The organism is Sorangium sp. So ce176 (assembly GCF_051519835.1).
Classification (GTDB): Bacteria; Myxococcota_A; Polyangia; order Polyangiales; family Polyangiaceae; genus Sorangium; species Sorangium cellulosum_G.
The window spans coordinates 5070693-5091030 of sequence record NZ_CP150371.1; the positions used below are offsets into that span (position 1 = coordinate 5070693).

The window sequence follows — 20338 nt, forward strand, 5'->3', positions numbered from 1 at the left end:
TCCACGGCGGCGACCTCTTCCCGGTTTCGTTCGTCCTGACTTTTCGCTAGAAGGCGGGCGTCGCTTCGATGCGTCCACCACGCAAATGCCCGACGGCGGTGAAGATTCATGGCGAGCTGCCGTCCAAGCGCGTCAGCCCGGCGGGTTGCCGACGCGAGCCCTGGCTCGTGCCCTCAGAGGAGAACAACGTCCATGCGTAGATACGTCGCTTCCGTTCTGTGCGCCGTGATGATGGTTGGCACTGCCGCCGTGACGACGGGTTGCACGGCCAGCGCCTCGTTCAACTCCGGCAGCAAGGAGCCGGCCCCGCCTCCGCCCCCCCCCGAGGAGCCGAAGCCCGAGCCGCCGAAGGAGCAGAAGAAGCCCCGCCCGCGCTTCAAGATGACCTTCAAGCTGAAGGGCAACCAGGTCGAGCTGCCCGGGCCGGTCGTCTTCGAGACGAACAGCGACAAGCTCCTGCCCGAGAGCGACGAGGTCCTCAGCATCGTCGACGACTTCCTGAACCAGCGGAAGGACGTCAGCCTGCTCCGCATCGAGGGCCACACCGACTCGGACGGCGACGACGCGCTGAACCAGACCCTGTCGGAGAAGCGCGCCATGTCGGTCGCCCGCTGGCTCGTCGCGAAGGGCCACGACTGCAAGCGCTTCATCGCCGTCGGCTTCGGCGAGTCCAAGCCGGTCGCCGACAACAACACGCCCGACGGCAAGGCCCAGAACCGCCGCACCGGGTTCTTCATCGCGGCCGTCGAGGGCAAGGCGGTCGACAAGCAGCCGGTGGACGGCGGCGGCAAGGTCGCCGGCGATCCCTGCAAGTGACGCGCTCCGCCGGGCGCGCATCGGACGGCGCGCGTGCGCTCGGCGCGCGCACGCCGCGCGCTCGGCGCGCTGACCGCTGATCGACCCCGCCGGCGCGCAGCGCCGTTTCGTGGTGCGCCGGCGGCCGATTCCGTCCCCTCGTCCTTCTTTCTTGCCTCCCCCACCATCTTCACTATCCGTAGTCCTCCACGACATGCGGAGACGCCACGACATGCCCCTCGGTCGCCTCCTTGGCGCCGCCGTCCTCTTCGTCGGCCTCCTCGGTTGCGATCCCGGGCCGGGCGACGTCCGCGAATGGACGCCGGCCGATCACGATCCGCCGAGCCCCAACGAGAACCAGGGCGGCAAGGTCGCCGCTCGACCCGTCGCCTCGAACGAGACCGATCCGGGGCTCATCGAGCTCGCCTGGCAGCGGAACTGCTCGAGCTGCCACGGGAGGGCCGGCCGCGGCGACGGACCGCAGGGTCCGATGGTCCGCGCCCCCGACCTGACCGACGCGGCGTGGCAAGAGCGGGTGACCGACGCGCAGATGGCGGAGACGATCAGGAAGGGCAAGAACAAGATGCCCGCCTTCGATCTGCCGCAGCAGGTCATCGACGGCCTGGTGAAGCGGATCCGCACGAAGCGCGCCGCCCGCTGAAGCCCATGAGCTCGCCTCCTCAGGCACAACGCGACCCCGATCCGGACGAAGCGCAGGTCACGGACGAAGCGCAGGTCGAGCCGGCCCCGCGGCCCGTCTGGATGAAGCGCCTCGCCCCTGCGATCCTCGTCGCCGGCGTGCTGCTCGCGGGAAGCGCCCTCTTCAAGGGGCTCCCCGAGGAGCGGGAGATCGAGCTGCGCCTCGACGACGCGTCGACCGTCGTGCAGCTCGACGTGACCTGGTCGGACCGGTCTTCTACGGACGGCGCGGCCGACGTCGCGCCGGTCCATGGCAGCTCGTGGCGCTTCGCCGAGGGGACGGCGCCGCGGGCCGTCCTCACGAAGGTGCGGCTCCCTGACGGCGTCTACCAGATGGAGATCGCGGTGGGCAGGACGCGCGGGCGCGACGTCACGAGCCGGGCGGTAACGCTCGGCGACGCGTCCCGGATCACGTTCCCCGTACGCTGAACGGCCCTCCGCTCGAGCTGGACGGATGCCACTGCACAACCGTGGTCGGCTGGCGCACGAGACCGTTGACTCCCGGAAACTGACAAGCCAGGCAGGGCCGTGAGTTGGCGGCGTGTCCCTCAGGCACTACCTCGCGTCCGGCGGACCGCGCTCCACCCCTGATGCAACAGCTCCGACTTCAAAACCAAGTCATTGTTTTCGTTGAGCTATTCTTGCATCCAGCGCCGGCAGTTCGAGTGGGAATGGAAAGTGAGAACGAATTCCCTTGATGCGTTCCCCCCGAAGCCGCTACTTCTTGGCCCGCAAAAGCAGGGCGTGGCACCTTATCCTACAACGACTTACACGCTCTGTCCGGGACGACCGTGATGCATCGTGGTGCCCCCTCGAAGGGAGCGACCAAGCGGCTCGTACAGTGTCGCTGGAGGCGGAGAAGGAGAACCGATGAGGATCACCCCGTGGTATCTGGCTGCGCTCGCCCCGTTTGCTGCCATTGGTTGCAGTGGCGCCTACCTCGGCCACGCTACCGTCGTCGCGTTGACGATCGGCATCTTCCTCGGCACCCTGTCGCTCGGTCGCACCCCGAGCTCTCGCCCTGCCCCGCCGAACGCCCCTGTCTCCTGACTTTCTCTCCCAGCGGCCGCCTGCTGCACGTCGACGCGACGGTTCCCCGGGCGGCCGGCGACCCTGGCGCTACCGCTCGGGGAGCGTGAGGTCATGACGCACGACGCCTCCGTCGGCCGACTCAAGCGGCTCGAAGAGTTCACGCTCATGGACCTCGAGTCCGTGCACCTCATCCTGCGCGGCGAGTCCGTCATCGACTGGCGGAGGCTCAACCTCGACAGCGAGCAGGCCGCGCGCGAGCTCCTCCTTGCGCAGGAGTTCCGGCCGGACGAGCCGGGAGATCGCGCCCACCTCGAGAGCGTCAAGAACGAGGCGGTCGCGTACCTGCGCCGCCACTTCGAGTTCCCGATCCCGAGCCCTGTCGCGCGCGCGTCGGTCGAGGAGATCCTGATGCTCGCCTCGGGCAAGGGCCACCGTCAGCTCTGCGCCTGCACGATCCTCAAGGCGATGCACATCATCCATCACCTGGCCGGGCGCGAGCTCCTCTTCTCGATCCCGATGTCGGACCAGGACGTCTTCCACCTCGTCGAGGAGAAGGTCTACCGGGTGATCGGCGGCATGCTCGCGGCGGGCTTCCCGATCACCGAGTTCATCGGCGGACGGAAGAACAAGGACTCGCTCTACACGAAGCTGCTCTCGAAGACCGACACGACCGCGGCGGCCATCTACGACAAGCTCCGTTTCCGCATCGTCTGCCGCACCGTGGACGATCTGCTCCCCGTCCTCCTGTACCTCTCCGAGCGCCTGTTCCCGTTCAACTACGTGGTGCCCGGCGAGAGCACCAACACGATCCTGCGGTTCCGGAGCTACTGCGAGACGCGTCCCTTCCTCCTGCCGATGCTCGAGGCGCTGCAGACCGACGTCGACGACGGGCTGACGGCCGGCGACAACAGCTTCAGCGATCGGAGCTACCGCGTGATCCACTTCGTCGTGGATCTGCCGGTGCGCCTCCCCGCCGAGATCCTCGACATGGCGCCGCCCGCGGCCTGGGCGCTCGGGCCGATCATCTTCGTTCTCTGCGAGTTCCAGCTCATCGACCGCGAGACCGAGGCGGCGAACGAGGTCGGCGAGGCGAGCCACGCCCGCTACAAGGAGCGGCAGAAGCACGCCGTGATGCGCCGGCTCAAGCTCGGCGTCCGCTCCACGCGCGACCCGGTGAGCGGCGGGCCGAAGCGCGATCGCTAGGCGCGCGCGCGGGGCGCGACGGAAGCGCCCAGAGCTCCCGCAGGAGCCCTGGAGCGGTCCGTGGTCGAAGCAGCGCTTGGAGCAGGGAGGCGGACGCCGCTGCGACGCCGGGAGCAGTCGAGCGGTCGGAGCGGAGCCGCGGAGCGAGCCGCCTGGGCGGCGGCGGGCGGCGCGTCGATGGGGCGCGTCCCCTCAACGACGCCGCCGGGCGAGCGAGCTCAGATGCGGGCCTTCAGCGCGTCGCGATCGAGGACGACGATCCGGCGGCGGTCGATCTCGATCACCCCCTTGCGACGGAGGTCGCCGAGGGTGAGCGTGACGGTCTCGCGCGTGGAGCCGATCATGCTCGCCATCTCCTGATGGGTGAACGGCGCGGAGATGAGGACCCCGCGCGGATCGGGGATGCCCCAGCGCGTCGCGGCCTTGAGCAGGAACTCACAGAGGCGGGCCTCCACGTTGCGGAAGAGCATCGAGGCAAGGCGCTCCTCGGTGTCCGTATGGCGCTCGACCAGCGTGGTCACGATCGCGGCGGCGAAGTTGGCATCGCTCGCCATCAGGTTCCGCACCGTCGTCAGCGGAACGATGAGCGCCTCGACGTCCTCCGTGGCGATCGCGCTCTCCCGGTGCGCGGTGACGCCGCCGAGCGCCGCCTCGCCGAGCACGTCGCCGGCCCCTCTGTAGCCGAGCGACAGGCTGCGCCCGTCGCTCATCCCTCGCACCAGCCGGACGCGGCCAAGGCTGAGCATCGCGAGGGCGGTCGCGGCGTCGCCCTGCGTCACCAGGTGACGTCCCTTCGCGACGCGTTGGATGGTCCCCCCGTCGGCCAGCGCCGCCTGCGTGGCCGGGGATGCCGCGTTGCCGATCGCGCCACGCCGGACAACCCGACGTTTGCGCGAGTCGAGGTCGAGTCCACCGTCGTTTCCGAGCGCGCCAGGCTGAACCCTGACGCTCCGTGCCATCGCATCCTTACCCATCATCATCGCGGCTGCTCCTGCGGTTTGCGGTGTCGCGGTCCTGCTGTTTCCGGGAGGCCCCACCGGCCGGGCGGCTCCGACTTTTACCGGAACCCTCCTACTTGCGTTGACATCCCCGAGACGCGGCCCGTACCTTTCGGTTTGAGCCGGGCACGCCCCGTGAATGAACCCCTGCACGGGGGAGCCAGTTCGACCGCTCCTCCAGCTACGGACGTTGGATGCGCCTCTTTAGCGGCAAAATTACTCCTCTCACAGAAGAAATCGTCCGCGCGCTCGTGGACAACCGCGATATCGAGTGCACGTCGAAGAAAGAGGTCGCGCTCGACGTCGAGTCGGTGTTCACGAGCTACCTGAACGCCGACCGTGAAGCGACCGAGCGGGCCAAAGAGATCCTCCAGGCACGCGGGCTCCCCCAGGGCGAGTTCAACCGGGTCAAGCGCCTGGCCGCGGAGCAGAAGGGGATCAAGACAGGCGAGGAAACGATGGATTACCTCCTCGACCAGCTGCTCGAGATGCTCATGCACTCGAACAACGTCGAGGAGGTCTTCGTCGAGGACCACGACCTGCGGCGCCGGATACGGCCTGTCCTCCGGAAGTACCTCGAAATGGACGAGGCGCTCGACACCGAGGTGCGCGGCAAGCTCCGCCATGTACAGGAAGGCTCCCGCACCTGGGAGATCGAGTACCAGCGGGTCATGGGCGAGATCCAGCGGCGCAAGGGGCTCGTGTAGGCGACTCCGCGCCGGGCGGACGAGCTCCTGCGAAGCGGGCTAGCGAGCGATCGCGGCCCTCACCCCGAGAAGAACCCCCGACCGGCTCGCGCCGCGTGAGTTCGTTCCCTGGGGAGCACCTGTAGGACAAGGGCGCACTACCCCCGACCCGCCCCCCATGGAACGTTCTGCCTGCCGGATCGGGCCTCGTCGTGGTACCGGAGGACGTCATGAGCTGGATTCCGAAGGTCGAGGCGAAGCGGCACTTCTGTCATAAATGCAAGAACGAGCTCATCTTCGAGGTGAAGCTCCAGCGCGCGGACACCTGCCCGCACTGCGGCATCGACCTCCACTGCTGCAAGAACTGCGAGAACTGGGACCCGGCCGCGCACAACCAGTGCAAGGAGCACATCGCCGAGTACATCCCGGACCGGGAAAGAGCGAACTATTGTACTTTCTTCACGTTCAAGAACGGCGTACCGGAGGATAACTCGAAGCGGATCGCCGACTCGCGCAGCAAGCTCGACAACCTTTTCAAGAAGAAGTAGGCGCCCGCCGAGGGAGCACGCACATGTCCACGCCTCGCTACTTGGTCACCGGCGGTGCCGGTTTCATCGGAAGCAACCTCGTCGCGGCGCTGACCGCCGCCGGGGAACGGGTCCGCGTCCTCGATAACCTGGCGACGGGCCGATGGGAGAACCTCGACGGGCTCCCGCACCAGTCGCTCATCGAGCGGATCACCGGGGACATCCGGGACGCCGCGGCGGTCGCGGACGCGGCGAAGGGCGTCGAGGTCGTTCTCCACCAGGCAGCGCTCGGCTCGGTCCCGCGCAGCGTCGAGACGCCTGTCGAGTCGAACGCCGTCAACGTGGGCGGCACGGTCACGGTGCTCGACGTGGCGCGGCGGCAGGGCGTGCGCCGCGTGATCTTCGCCGCGTCGTCGAGCGCGTACGGCGAGACGCCGGTGCTCCCGAAGCACGAGGCGATGGAGCCGATGCCGCTCTCGCCGTACGCGGTCACGAAGCTCGCCTGCGAGCATTACATGAAGGTCTTCGCGGGCATCTACGGCCTCGAGACCCTGAGCCTGCGCTACTTCAACGTCTTCGGGCCGAACCAGACGCCCGACGGCGCCTACGCCGCGGCGATCCCGCGGTTCATCGACGCCGCCCTCCAGAGCCGGCCGATCCCGATCTACGGCGACGGCGAGCAGACGCGCGATTTCTGCTTCATCGAGAACACCGTCTCCGCGAACCTGCTCGCCGCGACGTCGCCGAAGAAGTTCAAGGGCGAGATCATCAACATCGCTGGCGGGCGCAGGATCGGGCTGAAAGAGCTCTGCAAGGAGATCTCGCGGGTGCTCGGGCGGGACGTGGCGGTCGAGCACCTGGCGCCGCGCGCGGGCGATATCCGCCACTCGCTCGCCGACATCTCGCGCGCGGCCGAGCTCATCGGCTATGCGCCGCGCGTACGCTGGGAGGACGGCATCGCGCCGACCGTCACGTACCTGAGGACGCTGCGCGAGAAGGGCCCCGCCGCCGCGTCGGCGACGGTCACGTGCGGCAACGTCCCGCTGCCCAAGGCCCAGACGGCCGCGGGCACCGGGCACCAGGCGAGCTAGGTAGACGGAGCGGCGCGTGCGGAGCATGACCGGCTTTGGGCTCGGTGACGCTTCGCTCACCGAAGGACGCGTCGTCGCCGAGATCCGCTCGGTGAACCAGCGCTTCCTCGACGTGCGCGCGCGGCTCCCGCGCGAGCTCGTCGACCTGACGATGTTCGCCGAGCAGGTGGCGCGGGAGCGGCTGCGCCGGGGGCGCATCGAGATCATCGTGCGCACCGAGGGGGCGGTGCTGGCCCCGAGCACGCTCGACAAATCGAAGGCGCGCGCGGCGTTCCGCGCGCTCGCCGAGCTGCGCGACGAGCTCGCGCCGGGCGCGGACGTGCCGCTGTCGCTGCTCTGCGCCGTGCCGGACCTCTTCGCGCCCGCCGGCGGCCACGAGATCGCGACCGTCCGCGGCGCGCTCAAGCTCGCGATCGAGCGGGCGATCGACGCGATGGAGGGCATGTGCCACCGCGAGGGCGAGGCGCTCGCGCGCGACATGCGCGGGCGCGTGGAGACGCTGCGCGCGCTCGCCGCCGAGGTCGTGGCGCGCGCGGACGGCGCGCGCGAGGCGCTCCGGCGGCGGCTGCGCGAGCGCGTCGAGCGCCTGGTCCACGGCGTCGACGCCGGCTTCGAGGCGCCGCGCATCGAGGCCGAGGTGATGCTGCTCGCGGAGCGCAGCGACATCACCGAGGAGATCACCCGCCTGCGGAGCCACCTCGATCAGTTCGGCGGCGCGCTCGCGGCGCCGGGCGGCGACCCCTGCGGAAGGAGGCTCGACTTCCTGCTTCAGGAGATGGTACGCGAGGCGAACACCCTGGGCTCCAAGGCGCAGGACGCCGCCATCTCCCATCACGTCGTGGCGATGAAGGTGGAGCTCGAACGCCTGCGGGAGCAGGTCCAGAACATCGAGTGACAGGAGAGCATGTCGACCGAAGCCCCCAGTGACGACTTCCTCCCCCTCATCGTGTCGTCCCCGTCCGGCGCGGGGAAGACGACGCTCTGCGGGAAGCTGCGCGGCGAGTTCCCCGACCTGCGCTTCTCGGTCTCCCACACGACGCGGCGCCCGCGCCCGAACGAGGTCGACGGCCGCGAGTACCACTTCGTCGACCCGAGCACGTTCGAGCAGATGATCCGCATCGGGGCGTTCGCCGAGTGGGCCCGGGTGCACGATCACCTCTACGGCACGAGCCTGAAGGAGATCGAGATCGCGCGCGCCACCGCGCGCGGCGTCCTGTTCGACATCGACCACCAGGGCGCGCGGCAGATCAAGGCGAGCCTCCCCGAGGCGATCGCCGTGTTCATCCTGCCTCCGTCGCTCGCCGAGCTCGAGCGTCGCCTGCGCGGGCGCGGCACCGAGGACGAGCCCACGACGCTCAGGCGCCTCCGCAACGCGAAGGGGGAGATCGAGCACTACGGCTTCTTCGACTACGTGATCGTGAACGACGAGATCAACCGCGCCTACGAGCAGCTCCGGTCGCTCGTCTTCGCCGAGCGGTGCCGCCGGCAGCGGCGCGCGCTCCTCTGCGAGCGGCTGCTCGCGGAGCGGAGGTTCGAGCGATGAGCGCCAGCGCGAGGCACGACGTGCTCGCCGTCATCGGCGGCAGCGGGCTCTACGAGATGGGGTGGCTGGAGGACGTCGAGGAGGTCGCGGTGTCCACGCCCTTCGGGCTGCCGAGCGACGTTGTGCTCCGCGGCCAGGTCAAGGGCGGCGACGCGACCGTGCTGTTCCTGCCGCGCCACGGGCGCGGGCACCGATTCTCGCCGTCGAGCATCAACTACCGCGCGAACATCTGCGCGCTGAAGATGCTCGGCGCCACGCACGTGCTCAGCGTGAGCGCCGTGGGCTCGCTGCGCGAGGAGATCGAGCCGGGCGACCTCGTCGTGGTCGACCAGTTCATCGATTTCACGAAGCGCCGGACCTCGACGTTCTTCGACGACGGCCTGGTCGCCCACGTGCCGTTCGCCGATCCGGTGTGCCCGATCATGGCGGCCGCCGTCCACGACGCGGCGCGCGCCACCGAGGCGCGCGTCCACCGCGGCGGCACCTACGTGTGCATCGAGGGCCCGCAGTTCTCGACGCGGGCCGAGAGCCACATGTTCCGGTCCTTCGGCGCGCACGTCATTGGAATGACCAACCTGCCCGAGGCGAAGCTCGCGCGCGAGGCGGAGCTCCCCTATGCCACGCTCGCGCTCACGACCGACTTCGACTGCTGGCACGTATCGGAAGAGGCGGTGAGCGTCGAGGCGGTCATCACCGTGCTCAACCGCAACATCGTGCACGCGCGGAACGTCGCGAAGGCCCTCGCCCACGACCTCCCCGACGTGTCGCAGAGCCCCGCCCGCCACGCGCTGCAGAAATCCATCATGACTTCGGCCGGCGCGACGTCTCCCGACGCCCAGGCGCGGCTCGAGTGGCTCATCGGGCCTCGACAGAAGGCCGACTGAGCGCGGCCGGCGGCCGCGCTCGCTCCGCCGGGCGGCGCGGCGGGCGGCGTCGCGGCGCCGCGGGCGGCGTCTCCGAAATGAATCGCGCGGCTAGCCGCTGCGCGCAAACCTGGTTAAGAGGCCCCCTGTGACGACCCCCTCCTCGATTCTCATCATCGGCTCGATGGCGTTCGATGACCTCGAGCTCCCCTCCGGCAACGCAAAGAACGTCGTGGGTGGCTCAGCCACCTACGCGTCGTTCGCCGCCTCCTGCTTCGCGCCGGTGCGCACGGTCGCCGTGGTCGGCGACGACTTCCCCGAGGAGACGCTCGGGGCGATGCGCGGCCGAGGCATCGCCGTCGAGGGCGTCGAGCGGGTTCCGGGCAAGACCTTCCGCTGGGCCGGGCGCTACGACGTGGATCTCATCCACCGCACGACGCTGGACACGCAGCTCAACGTGTTCGCGTCGTTCGCGCCGAAGCTGCCGGAGGCGTACCGCGACTCGCCCTTCGTCCTGCTCGGCAACATCCACCCCGCGCTCCAGCTCGACGTCCTCGAGCAGGTCCGGTCACCGCGCTTCGTCCTCGCCGACACCATGAACTTCTGGATCGACGGTGAGCCGAAGGCGGTCGCGGCGATGCTGCGCCGCATCGACACGCTCGTGGTGAACGACGAGGAGGCTCGCTTGCTCTCGGGCAAGTACAACATCCGCCGCGCCGCGAAGGAGATCCTGTCCCGCGGCCCGCGCCGGCTGATCATCAAGCGGGGCGAGCACGGCGCGCTGCTCTTCGACGAGGGTGGCGTGTTCGCGGCGCCGGGCTTCCCGCTCGAGGACGTCATCGATCCCACGGGGGCCGGCGACGCCTTCGCTGGCGGGCTCATCGGTTACCTCGCGTGCCAGCCCGAGATCACGCCCCTCGCGCTCCGGCGCGGGATGCTCCATGCGACGGCGACAGCCTCCTTCTGCGTCGAGGCGGTGGGAACGCAGCGGATCGCCACGGTGACCCGGGCCGACATCACGGCGCGCCTGAGCGAGATCCGGGCGCTCTACGAGTTCGGCGCGAGCACGATGTGAAGCCCGCCGGGGGGGCGACCGCGCGCGAGGGCCTGCCGCGTGCGGTCGCTGTTCACCTTCCCGCGCATAGCCGTGCTAGATGAACGTCAAAGTGAACATGAACCTCACCACCCGTACACTCGCAGGCATCGCCTTGCTGGCACCCCTCGTCGTCGGTTGCGCCGCCCGCACGGCGCCGTTCGACGAGATGGACAAGGCGCAGATCACGGTGCTCCGCCTCCAGGGGCAGGAGCTGGCCCCGACGCCCGTGGCGACGACCGGTGCCCCCACCCTCATCCCCGGGATCCCGCCCGAGCTCCAGCAGATGGGGCAGGCCGCTCTCCAGGGGCTGCAGCAGGCGCTCCCCGGCCTCATCCCGCCCAACCTGATCCCGGGGCAGACGGCGGCGGCGCCGGTGCTGCCGGCGCAGCCCCGCTTCAAGAACTTCGTCATCCTCCAGCAGCGCCAGCTCACGACCAGCGACATGGACGAGGAGCTCAAGGACCAGATCCTGGACGTCTTCGGCGACGAGGACAGCTTCACCGCGGATCGCGGCAACTGCTTCTACCCTGGCCTCGGCATCTCCATGGTGCGGCCGAACAACCCCACGCCTGTCGATCTGCTCATCTCCTTCTCGTGCAACCAGGCCATGGGCGACGGCTTCCGGTGGCCTCATCCGGTCAACGGCTTCTCGGCCGAGACCCACCAGAAGCTCAGCGAGATCTACCAGCAGCTCTGGGGACAGCCGGTCCCGCCCGGCGCCTGATCGCCCGGCGCCGACGGAGCGCCTCCTGGGCGGCGCCTTCGTGAGCTTCATCACATAGCGTTACCGCGGGATCCGGATGCTAGACTTGCTCGAGCCGTCCGAGATCCTGCGGTTCGGTCAGGAGGGCGCCGCACGAAGCCATGATCCCCCAACCTGAGCTGTTGCCGGGAAAGGAGCTCGGGCACTACGAGCTCCTCCTGCCCATCGCGCAGGGGGGAATGGCCACGGTGTGGGCCGCGCGCCGCAAGGGCCTTCGCGGCTTCCAGAAGACGGTCGCCATCAAGACGATGCTGCCGTCGCTCTCGGACGACCCCCAGTTCGAGACGATGTTCCTCGAGGAGGCGCGGCTCGCCTCGGGGATCCACCACCCGAACGTCGCCGAGATCCTCGACCTCGGGGAGCAGAACGACGTCCTCTACATCGTGATGGAGTGGGTCGACGGCGAGGCGCTGTCGGTCATCGCGCGGGCAGCGAACAAGAGCGGCGTCGCCATCCCGCTGCGCGTCGCGCTCCGCATCCTCAGCCGCGCGTGCCTCGGCCTGCACGCCGCGCACGAGCTCCGGGATCCGCAGAACGACGACCTGCTGCTCGGGCTCGTGCACCGCGACGTGTCGCCCCAGAACATCCTCGTGACGTACGACGGCCACGTGAAGCTCGTGGACTTCGGCGTCGCGAAGGCGACGAACCGAGCGCACAACGACACGACGGCGGGACAGATCAAGGGCAAGGTGCCGTACATGTCCCCGGAGCAGGCGCGGGGCGAGCGGGTCGACCGGCGCACCGACATCTTCGCGATGGGGATCGTGCTCTACAAGCTGACGACGGGGGAGCACCCCTTCGCCGCGGAGAACGACCTCCTCACGCTGAAGCAGATCATCTCCCGGCCCGCGCTGGCGCCTCGCCTGAAGAACCCGGACTTCCCGGCCGAGCTGGAGCACGTGCTGATGACGTGCCTGCAGAAGGATCCGGACCACCGTTACCAGACGATGCTCGAGCTGGAGACCGCGCTGGAGTCCGTGCTGGCGAAGGAGCCGCCGGTGACGGACCACGACGTCGGGGCCTTCGTGCGCGGGCTGCTCGGGGAGCGCAACCAGCGCCGGCGCGCCGCGCTCCGGGACACTGTCCGCGCGCTGGACGAGCGCGCCTCCCGCCCGCCCGAGCTGATGCTCCTCCGCGACAGCATCAGCGAGTTCTTCTTCACGCAGCCCCCCCCGGGCCACCCGAACGCCGACGCCCCCACGCTCCGCGCGAGCGCTCCCTCGCTCGGGCGGCACATGCTGCCTTCGCTGCCGCAGAGCTCGCCGGGCCAGGAGACGCCGCTCGGTCCGATCGAGGTGCCGGCGTCGCGACGGCGCTCAGGGACGCTGGTCGCCGCGGTGTCGCTCGCGCTCGTCGCGGCGGTCGGCGCAGGGATGATGTGGATCTGGCGACCGTCGCCGCAGGATGTCTCGTCCGAGCAGATCACCCTGCTCGCCGGCAGCGCGGGCGCGGTGGCAGCGGCCGCGACGACAGGCGCCCCGGCGATATCGGCCGGCGCCGCCTCGGCCATGGCGAGCAGCGTCGCCGAGGGCGCCGCGCCGGCTCCCGAGACGAGCGACGTCGCCGTTGCCGAGGAGCCCGGGACGAGCGCACCGCGACGAGCGGCCGGGCGCGCGCCAACGGCCTCGAGCGCTGCCGCGCCGGGCGCGACGGCCGCCGGATCGAGCGCGGCGGGCGCGCGCAGGACAGCCCCGCGCAAACCTCCCTCGACGAAGTGGGTCCCGACCGTGACCAACCCCGGATTTTGAGCGGCCGCAGCGCGCGACAGCTCCGCGACGCGCTCCTGCTGGCGGCGAGCGTGGGCGTCGTCGGCGGTGTGCTGCTGCTGCGCCGGAGCAACGCGCCCGGCGCGTCGCCTGCCCCGCCAGCGGCGAGCGCGCCCGTGGAGCCGTCGCCGCTGCCGAGGGGCGGCGAGCCCGAGCGCGCGGCGCTCGACGAGCACGAAGCGCAGGCGGGATGCGACTTCGCCGACCATGGCTTCGGCGCCTACGAGCGCTGGCGTCCCCTCCCGCTGGGCAGGCTCCTCGTCCCGCCAGCACGCGCGATCCGCGCGGACGGCGGCTACGACCTCCTCGTGCACTTCCACGGCGCGGAGCCCGTGCGCAAGCAGCTCGCCCCCAGGGACCTCGGGCTGGTCATCGCGGGGGTCGACCTGGGGACCCGATCGAGCGAGTACGCGCGCGCCCTCGAAGGCGGCGGCTGGGGCGCGCTCCTCCAGGCGATCGACGGCGAGGTCGCGAGCGCCGTCGGGGTCGCGGGCGCGCGCGCGCGACGCCTGGCGCTGTCGTCCTGGAGCGCTGGCTCCGGCGCGATCGGCAGGATCATCGAGCGCGGGAGCGACCCGATCGACGCGTTGATCCTGCTCGACTCGCTCTACGGCTCGTACATGCCCGGGCAGACGTCGCTCGTGCAGGGGCAGCTCGCCCCGTACGTCGCGTTGGCGGGCGCCGCCGCGCGCGGCGCGCCGCTCTTCTACCTCACGCACAGCGAGACCCCGACCAGCGGCTACGCGTCGACGAGGGAGGCGGCCACGTTCCTGCTGAGCGAGCTCGGGGCGAGCCCCGTCGCGGTCACCGCCAGCGGAGATGCCCCCCCCTCGGGCGCCTCCGGCCCTGGCGAGGCAGGCGACGCGCTGCGGCTCACCCGGATGTACGACGGCGGCAGCCTCTACGTGCGCGGCTACGCCGGGGCGGGCCCCGGCGGGCACTGCGCGCAGCTAAGGCTGCTCCCCGCGATCCTCGCCGAGCACGTGCTGCCTGCGTTCGGCCGCTGAGCCGCGCGCGCCGCTGCTCAGTAGGACTTCGCGAACACCACCCGCCGCGGGCTCGGCTTGCCGGTGAAGATGCACTGCCCCTCGCCGGTCAACGCGTCGGCCCACGGCGCCCCTTCGAACCCGCCGGTCGGGATGCAGCGGATGGTCACCTTGTGCGCGTCCTTCACCGCCGCCTCGATCTCGGGATCGCCGGACCAGTGCGCCAGCGCGAACCCCCCTTGCGACTCCTTGTCCCCCTTCGACGCGAAGAACGCGTCGAAATCGGCGCGGCTGTTGATCACGTGCGTGTTCGCGTCGCGCATCGCGAGCGCGCGCCCGTAGAGCGCCGCCTGGATGTCGTCGAGGATCTCGGTGATGCGCCCCGTGAGCTCCGCGCGCGCCATGCTCGACTTGTCCTTCGGCGAGCGGTCCCTGCGCGCCACCATGGCCACGCCGCCGTCGACGTCGCGCGGGCCGACCTCGATCCGGAGGGGAACGCCCTTCTTCACCCACTCCCACTGCTTGTCGCCGCCGCGGATGTCGCGCCGATCGATCTCGACCTCGACGCGCCGCTCGCCGAAGCGCTGCGCGCGGAGCTCCTTCGCGAGCCCGTCGATGTACTCGTCCACCTTGGCGCGCGTGTCGTCGCCCCGGTACACGGGCAGGATGACGACGTGCGCGGGCGCGAGGCGCGGCGGGAGCACCAGGCCGTCGTCGTCGCTGTGGCTCATGATGAGCCCGCCGACGAGGCGCGTCGACACGCCCCAGGACGTCGTCCAGGCGTACTCCTCGGTCTCCTCCTTGGTCTGGAACTTGATACCGCTCGCCCGCGCGAAGTTCTGCCCGAGGAAGTGGCTCGTTCCGGCCTGCAGGGCCTTCCGGTCCTGCATCATCGCCTCGATCGCGTACGTGTCGACCGCGCCGGGGAAGCGCTCGCTCGCTGTCTTCGGCCCCTCGAGGACGGGCATCGCCATGAAGTCGCGCGCGAACGTCGCGTAGACGCCGAGCATGCGCAGCGTCTCCTCGCGCGCCTCGGCCTCGTTCGCGTGCGCGGTGTGCCCCTCCTGCCAGAGGAACTCCGTCGTCCGCAGGAACAGGCGCGTGCGCAGCTCCCAGCGCACGACATTCGCCCACTGGTTGATCAGCAAGGGCAGGTCCCTGTAGCTCTGGACCCAGCTCGCGAACGCCGCGCCGATGATCGTCTCTGACGTGGGGCGCACGATGAGCGGCTCCTCCAGCCGGGCCTGAGGATCGGGGATGAGCCCGCCGCCGGGACCGGGCACGAGCCGGTGGTGGGTGACCACGGCGCACTCCTTCGCGAACCCCTCGACGTGCTCGGCCTCCTTTTCGAGGAACGACTTCGGGATGAACAGCGGGAAGTACGCGTTCTTGTGCCCGGTCGCCTTGAACATGCTGTCGAGCTCGCGCTGGATGTTCTCCCAGATCGCGTAGCCCCACGGCTTGATCACCATGCAGCCGCGGACCGGGGAGCTCTCCGCGAGGTCGGCCGCGCGCACGACCTGCTGGTACCACTCCGGGTAGTCCTCGTTGCGCGTGGGCGTGATGGCGGTCTTGGGCGCTTCGTTCTTGGCCACGGTCTCTGCTCTCCTCGCTGGGCGGCTTCGCAGGGGCGGCCTTCGATCCGGCCGCGCTCGTCGTGGAGCGGTCGGGCGGCTGGCGCCGGCACCGCTCCGGGGCTGAGCGCGCGACGTATCAGGAGCGCGGCAGGGTGTCGAGCGCAGCGGCCCAGCCCGGCATCCGAGGTGCCTCCCCGCTCCATCGGGCCACGTTCGTCGCGGCGATTGCGCGCGTCGCGGCGATCGCGCCCGTCGCGTCCCTGGCCCTGGGGCGGCGCGCCCGGCCGGCTTCGCGGCGGCGCGCGGCCATGGTACGCGCAGGAGACACGAGTGAAGTACGTCATCCTCACGCACGGCGGGGTGACCGCGCCCCAGAGCGGGCCGGAGAGCTGCGCCAGGGCCGCAGACGACGCGCTCGGCGCGCTCGACGCGGGCGGAGAGGCGCTCGCGGCGGCGATCGCGGCGACCGCGCGTTTGGAGGACGATCCGCGCTTCAACGCTGGGACGGGCTCGAACCTCCGCCTCGACGGGCGGACGATCGAGATGGATGCGGCCGTGATGGCCAGCGATGGACGGTTCGGCGCCGTCGCGTGTGTCGAGCGGGTGAAGAACCCCGTCCTCGTGGCCGCGAAGGTGCTGGAGACGCCACACCTCCTCCTGGCAGGCGCCGGGGCGACCGCGTTCGCGCGCCGGCTCGGGTTCGCCGACCACGATCCGGTCACGGAGGAGGCGCGCGAGCGGCACGCCCGCGCCCTCGCGGCGCTGCGCGGAGACGGCGGCGACGGCGAGCACACGGACGACGCGGCGCGGTTCCACGCGCTCACCGCGAGGCGGTTCTGGAACTTCGACGCCGAGCCGATCGAGTGCGACACGGTCGGGGCCGTCGTGCGCGACGCGCACGGCCGCTTCGCCGCCGCGGCGTCGACGGGCGGGTCGACCTACGCGCTCCGCGGCCGCGTGGGGGACGTGCCGCTGATGGGCGCAGGGATCTACGCCGGCCCGCACGGGGCCGTGGCGGCGACCGGGATCGGCGAGGAGATCGCGCGCCGCCAGCTCGCGCGAGCGGTCTACGACTGGCTCGCCGACGGCGTCGCGCCCGCCCGCGCCGCGCAGCGCGGCGTCGCGATGTTCCCCGACGTGATCGCGATCGGCGTGCTGGTCGTGGGGAGGAGCGGCCAGGCGATCGCCTCGAACCGCAACATGCCGAGCGCGCAGCTCGTGGGCTGAGGGACAGCAGACGACGATGCAGAGCCGAGATCCTGACGCGATCGTGGTGGGAGCGGGGCCGAACGGCCTCACGGCGGCGGCATACCTCGCCCGCGCCGGCTTCTCGGTGCTCGTGCTCGAGGCCGAGCAGGAGCCGGGCGGCGCGGTGCGCACGCGCGAGGTGACGCTCCCGGGGTTCCACCACGATCTGGGCGCGGCGTTCTTCCCGTTCGGTCAGACGAGCCCCGCGCTGCTGCCGCTCGATCTGCCTGGGGCCGGCCTCGTCTGGCGGCACGCGCCGGTCGACAGCGCCCACCCGGCGCCCGACGGGACCTGCGCCTCGATCGCGCGCGACGTCGAGGCGACCGTGCGATCGCTGGGCGAGGACGGCCCCACGTGGCGCCGGATCGCCGGCTGGCACGCGGCCACGCGAGAACGATTGCTGAACGCGCTCCTGTCCACGCCGCCCGCCCTCGGATCGATGCTCCGCTTCGGGCCGCTCAACCTGCTCCGCCTCGCGCAGGTGGCGCTCTCGAGCGGCCGTGGCTTCTCGACGCGCACCTTCCGGACCGAGGCGGCCCGGCGCGTGATCCCCGGCCTCGCGCTCCACACCGACGTGGGCCCGGAAGATCCCTGCGGTGCGATCGTCGGCTTCATGCTCACGCTGCTCGCCTCGAGCGGCGGCTTCGCCGTGCCCGAGGGCGGCGCCGGCGCGTTCACGCGCGCCCTGCTCCGGCGCGTCGAGGAGCGCGGAGGCGCCCTCCGCTGCGGCGCCCGGGTCGAGAAGATCATCGCCAGGGAGGGACGGGCGGCCGCGGTCCGGCTCGCGGACGGCGAGGAGATCACCGCCCGCCGCGCGATCGTCGCCGACGTCGCCGCGCCGACGCTCTACCTGCGCCTGCTCGACGCGGAGCTCGTCCCCGCCCGGGTCCAGCGCGCCATGCGCCGTTTCCGCCAGGGGTTCGGCACGTTCAAGATGGACTGGGCGCTCGACGGCCCGACGCCGTGGTCGCACGAGGACGCCGCGCGCTCGGCGGTCGTGCACGCGGGCGACAGCCTCGACGATCTCGCAGAGTTCACGCGGCAGGTGCGCGCCGGCGTGCTCCCCGAGCACCCCTACCTCGTGATCGGGCAGCAGTCGCTCGCCGATCCGACCCGCGCGCCGGCCGGGCGCCACACGCTCTATGCCTACTCACGCGTCCCCTCCTCCATCGACGGCGGCTGGGCGGCCTCGCGCGAGCGCTTCGCCGATCGCATCGAGGCGCGGCTCGAGGAGCTCGCCCCCGGCTTCCGGCGGCGGATCCTCGCCCGGGCGATCTGGGCGCCGGACGATCTGGAGGCGATGAACGCGAACCTGATCGGCGGCGACCTCGGCGGGGGCTCCGCCGACATCCGGCATCAGCTCTTCTTCCGGCCGGTGTTCCCCTACTTCCGCTACCGAACGCCCGTCCGCGGCCTGTACCTGGGCTCGTCGTATGCGCACCCCGGCGCCGGGGTCCACGGCGCGTGCGGGCGCAACGCCGCGCTGGCGGTGCTGCAGGACGAAGGCTGACGACGGCCCGGCGCCCGGCCATGGCGGCGCTCGCCCGCCGCCCCGCTCCCGGGTCTTACTTCGAGCGTGACGGCGGGCCGTCCCGGTAGTCCGAGCGCTTCAGGCCGTGGGTGGCGATCTTCTCCTGCAGCGTGCGCAGCGGCATCCTGAGCCGCCGCGCCGCCATCGCCAGGTTGCCGTTGGTCGCGCGCAGGGCGTCGAGGATGATCTCGGCCTCCAGGCGGTCCATCTGCGCCTTGAGCCCGATCATCGGCCCGGAGCCGGGCGTCGCCATCTCCACCAGCGGGCGATCCGGCGGCGGCGGCGTGGAGCGCTTGCGCGCCGGGACGGCCTGGATGCTCTCCGGCAGGTCGAGCGGCGTGATGACGTTCCCCTTGGCGATCACGACAGCGCGCTCGATGGCGCTGCGCAGCTCGCGCACGTTGCCGGGCCAGGGGTACTGCTCCAGCAGCCCGAGCGCCTCCGGATCGAGCGACCGCACGTTCCTGCGGTGGACCTCGTTCGCCTGTCGGAGAAAGCGCTGCGCCAGCGGCGCGATGTCCTCCCGCCGTTCGCAGAGCGGCGGGACGCGCAGCGGCACCGCGTTGAGCCGGTAGAGCAGGTCGGAGCGGAACGCGCCCGCCTCGCACATCGCCTCGAGATCGCGGTACGTGGTCGCGACGATCCGCACGTCCACCTCGATCTCCCTGGCCGACGCGACGCGGGCCACGCGACCGGTGTCGAGGAGGCGCAGCAGCGCGGCCTGCAAGGAGGGCGGGAGGTCGCCCACCTCGTCGAGCACCACGGTGCCGCCCGAGCACGCCTCGAAGACGCCCTCCTGGGCCCGGTCGGCGCCGGGAACGGCGTCCGCCTCGTGGCCGAAGAGCGTGCTCTCCAGGAGCTGCACGGGAACGCCGCTGCACCCGACGCGGATCATCTGCTTCTTGTGGCGCGGGCCCGCCTCGTGGATCAGCCGCGCGAGCACGTCCTTGCCCGTCCCGGTCTCGCCCTGCACCAGCACGGGCGCCGACGAGCGCGCCAGGCGCATGGCGGTCTCGAGCACCGGCCGCATCGCCGGGCTTCGCATCACGAGCCCCTCGTCGTTGACCCCGCGCAACCCACCCGCCGGCGTCGGCCCGCCCATCAGGTCGTCGACGTTTGGCAGCTTCCTCCGCTCCGAGCCGACGCGACGCGCGTCCAGCACATCGATATCGAACACGGGCAGCTCGGCGCTCGCGATCACGCGCAGCGAGGCCGTGATCTCCCCGAGCACCACCTCGTCACCGGGCTTCAAGACGCCTTGCTCGACGCGCTGCCCGCTCAGGAAGGTGCCGTTCGTGGAGCCGAGATCCTCGATGAGCACATCGCCGCGCTGGAACGTGAAGCGCGCGTGGCGCCGCGACAGGCTGCGCTCAGGGATCGGAACGTCGGCGGTTGGATCGCGACCGATGACGACCCCCACCCCCTCGTTGAGCCGCACCGTCTCGGCGCCGCGCCGGTGGTAGATGATGAGCAGCACGTGCGGCTGCGTCCCGCGATCACGGCTGAGCTGCTCCAGCGCGTCGCGGACCTGCGACATGGCGACCGGGGCCGTATCGGAGAGCTGCGACTCGGTCTGGACCTCCTGCGCGGCGGGGTCGTCGGCCAACGCGGGGGGCCGTAGGGCCGGAGTTTCCTGGGGCGAGCCGCATTCCGCATGCCCCTCATCAGGCGCGCCCGGCCCGCGGACGTCCGGCGACGGAAGACTCCTCGGAGCGGCCGGACGGGAGTGATTCATACGTTCTCTCTCATGCGTGCCCGAGGGGTCCCCGGCGCCGGATGCTCGGTCGCGAGCCCTGCTCGCGCTCATCCTTTATCTCAAGACCATATGCCGTAGGCGGGCCATCGCGCAAGGCGCGAGCACCCGGCCGTCGCGCGCCCACTTCGTCCGCGTCGAGCGCGTCGTCCGTGTTGATCGCGTCGGTCGCGGCGCTTTC

20 protein-coding genes are annotated in these 20338 nt (G+C 71.1%); 17 read left to right on the forward strand and 3 right to left on the reverse strand.

Annotation, left to right across the window (positions count from 1 at the left end; all coding sequences use genetic code 11):
* Positions 1 to 228: 228 nt before the first annotated feature.
* From WMF42_RS18890 to WMF42_RS18910, 5 genes are all read left to right on the forward strand, one after another.
* Positions 229 to 816: an OmpA family protein gene (locus WMF42_RS18890; protein WP_081426314.1), complete on the forward strand. Its 588-nt coding sequence runs from the start codon at positions 229 to 231 to the stop codon at positions 814 to 816.
* Positions 817 to 1027: 211 nt separating this feature from the next.
* Positions 1028 to 1456, forward strand: coding sequence for a c-type cytochrome (locus WMF42_RS18895; protein WP_437693413.1), 429 nt, complete (start codon positions 1028 to 1030; stop codon positions 1454 to 1456).
* Between the two features lie 5 nt (positions 1457 to 1461).
* Entirely contained in the window at positions 1462 to 1923 is a 462-nt protein-coding gene (locus WMF42_RS18900) for a hypothetical protein (protein WP_061607001.1), read from the forward strand.
* A gap of 441 nt (positions 1924 to 2364) precedes the next feature.
* A complete protein-coding gene (locus WMF42_RS18905) occupies positions 2365 to 2544 on the forward strand; it encodes a hypothetical protein (RefSeq protein ID WP_061607000.1) in 180 nt (59 codons plus the stop codon).
* 93 nt (positions 2545 to 2637) lie between these two features.
* Positions 2638 to 3729 (forward strand): TIGR04552 family protein, encoded by a 1092-nt coding sequence (locus tag WMF42_RS18910; protein ID WP_061606999.1) that lies wholly within the window; start codon positions 2638 to 2640, stop codon positions 3727 to 3729.
* 218 nt (positions 3730 to 3947) lie between these two features.
* On the opposite strand, the gene WMF42_RS18915 is transcribed toward WMF42_RS18910, so the two are convergent.
* Complete coding sequence (locus tag WMF42_RS18915; RefSeq protein ID WP_233561259.1) at positions 3948 to 4880, reverse strand: Crp/Fnr family transcriptional regulator; 933 nt, start codon at positions 4878 to 4880, stop codon at positions 3948 to 3950.
* A 41-nt stretch (positions 4881 to 4921) separates the two neighbouring features.
* Here WMF42_RS18915 and WMF42_RS18920 point away from each other — a divergent pair, with 41 nt between their 5' ends.
* From WMF42_RS18920 to WMF42_RS18965, 10 genes are all read left to right on the forward strand, one after another.
* Positions 4922 to 5434, forward strand: coding sequence for a DUF507 family protein (locus WMF42_RS18920; protein ID WP_061606998.1), 513 nt, complete (start codon positions 4922 to 4924; stop codon positions 5432 to 5434).
* Between the two features lie 209 nt (positions 5435 to 5643).
* Positions 5644 to 5961, forward strand: coding sequence for a hypothetical protein (locus tag WMF42_RS18925; protein WP_061606997.1), 318 nt, complete (start codon positions 5644 to 5646; stop codon positions 5959 to 5961).
* A 23-nt stretch (positions 5962 to 5984) separates the two neighbouring features.
* Positions 5985 to 7031: an SDR family oxidoreductase gene (locus tag WMF42_RS18930; protein WP_437693414.1), complete on the forward strand. Its 1047-nt coding sequence runs from the start codon at positions 5985 to 5987 to the stop codon at positions 7029 to 7031.
* 25 nt (positions 7032 to 7056) lie between these two features.
* A complete protein-coding gene (locus tag WMF42_RS18935) occupies positions 7057 to 7926 on the forward strand; it encodes a YicC/YloC family endoribonuclease (protein WP_233561266.1) in 870 nt (289 codons plus the stop codon).
* A 9-nt stretch (positions 7927 to 7935) separates the two neighbouring features.
* Complete coding sequence (gmk, locus tag WMF42_RS18940; RefSeq protein ID WP_061606994.1) at positions 7936 to 8574, forward strand: guanylate kinase; 639 nt, start codon at positions 7936 to 7938, stop codon at positions 8572 to 8574.
* Positions 8571 to 9458 (forward strand): S-methyl-5'-thioadenosine phosphorylase, encoded by an 888-nt coding sequence (gene mtnP, locus WMF42_RS18945; protein WP_061606993.1) that lies wholly within the window; start codon positions 8571 to 8573, stop codon positions 9456 to 9458. The genes gmk and mtnP overlap by 4 nt, the downstream gene beginning before the upstream one ends.
* Positions 9459 to 9585: 127 nt before the next feature.
* Entirely contained in the window at positions 9586 to 10512 is a 927-nt protein-coding gene (locus tag WMF42_RS18950; protein WP_061606992.1) for a PfkB family carbohydrate kinase, read from the forward strand.
* A gap of 79 nt (positions 10513 to 10591) precedes the next feature.
* Positions 10592 to 11257: a hypothetical protein gene (locus tag WMF42_RS18955; RefSeq protein WP_233561258.1), complete on the forward strand. Its 666-nt coding sequence runs from the start codon at positions 10592 to 10594 to the stop codon at positions 11255 to 11257.
* A 140-nt stretch (positions 11258 to 11397) separates the two neighbouring features.
* On the forward strand, positions 11398 to 13044 hold the full coding sequence (locus tag WMF42_RS18960; RefSeq protein WP_081426313.1) for a serine/threonine protein kinase: 1647 nt from the start codon (positions 11398 to 11400) through the stop codon (positions 13042 to 13044).
* Entirely contained in the window at positions 13041 to 14069 is a 1029-nt protein-coding gene (locus tag WMF42_RS18965; RefSeq protein ID WP_233561257.1) for a hypothetical protein, read from the forward strand. Before WMF42_RS18960 ends, WMF42_RS18965 begins: the two co-directional genes overlap by 4 nt.
* 17 nt (positions 14070 to 14086) lie before the next feature.
* On the opposite strand, the gene proS is transcribed toward WMF42_RS18965, so the two are convergent.
* Positions 14087 to 15643: a proline--tRNA ligase gene (gene proS / locus WMF42_RS18970; RefSeq protein ID WP_061606989.1), complete on the reverse strand. Its 1557-nt coding sequence runs from the start codon at positions 15641 to 15643 to the stop codon at positions 14087 to 14089.
* Positions 15644 to 15955: 312 nt separating this feature from the next.
* Here proS and WMF42_RS18975 point away from each other — a divergent pair, with 312 nt between their 5' ends.
* A complete protein-coding gene (locus WMF42_RS18975) occupies positions 15956 to 16852 on the forward strand; it encodes an isoaspartyl peptidase/L-asparaginase (RefSeq protein ID WP_061606988.1) in 897 nt (298 codons plus the stop codon).
* A gap of 16 nt (positions 16853 to 16868) precedes the next feature.
* Complete coding sequence (locus WMF42_RS18980) at positions 16869 to 18383, forward strand: phytoene desaturase family protein (RefSeq protein WP_061606987.1); 1515 nt, start codon at positions 16869 to 16871, stop codon at positions 18381 to 18383.
* 55 nt (positions 18384 to 18438) lie between these two features.
* Here the strand turns inward: WMF42_RS18980 and WMF42_RS18985 are convergent, their stop codons facing one another.
* A complete protein-coding gene (locus WMF42_RS18985) occupies positions 18439 to 20010 on the reverse strand; it encodes a sigma 54-interacting transcriptional regulator (RefSeq protein ID WP_233561256.1) in 1572 nt (523 codons plus the stop codon).
* Between the last annotated feature and the right edge of the window lie 328 nt (positions 20011 to 20338).